This window comes from Nocardia sp. No.11 (genome assembly GCF_038752175.1).
Lineage (GTDB): Bacteria > Actinomycetota > Actinomycetes > Mycobacteriales > Mycobacteriaceae > Nocardia > Nocardia canadensis.
Map to the genome: position 1 here is coordinate 1 of NZ_JBCGFB010000271.1, position 732 is coordinate 732.

Annotated in this window: 1 pseudogene; it reads left to right on the top strand. The window is 75.0% G+C overall.

The window, feature by feature from the left end:
- Positions 1–732 (top strand): annotated as a pseudogene (locus tag V8688_RS32000) (hypothetical protein); the annotation flags it as partial.

The window sequence follows — 732 nt, forward strand, 5'->3', positions numbered from 1 at the left end:
CCGGAGGCGCCCGGGTACGCCCAGCCCGCGTTCGAACCGCCCACACCCGGCCCCGAGCCTGCCCGTGGCTTCAACGGCCGCCAAGACCCCGCCCCCGCATTCGGCGGCTTTCCCGGTACCGGTGCCACGCCCGGGTTCAACGCGTTCCCCGAGTTCGGCCCGCGTGCCGACGTGGACGCCACCCAGGCCTACAACGTCGCGCCCGCTGCGGACGCCGCGCAGGCCAGGGGGACCGGCTGGCCCGCGCCCGAGGTCGATCAGCGTCCCACGCTGGACCGCAGGCGCGGCGGGCCGGAGACGGGCAAGTCCGGTGGGTTGCCGTCCTGGTCGGCGCGCAGGCACCGGCCCGACCCGGCGCCGCCCGCGCCCGAGAGCGGTGGGTTCCCGACGGCCGCCTGGTCGCCGGTCAGCCAGGAGCAGCCGCTGGTCTCGGGTCAGTCGGTCGCCGGTGACCTGCTGCGCCAGCGCGCCGACGACGCCGACGCCCGTACCGAGGTCTACCGCGTCGGCGGCAATCGCGCCGCCGAGCCGGACACCGACGACTACGCCGAGTCCGACTATGTCGACCGCGACTACGTCGACAACGACTACTCCGAGGCGGACTACGCCGACGGCGAGTACGACGCCGCCTACGACGATGACGACTACGACGACGGCTACGAACCCGACCCGAAACCGACCAGGGCGAGCAGGCGGGCCGCGACCAGGGCCGCCGCGTCCAAGGTGGCGAGC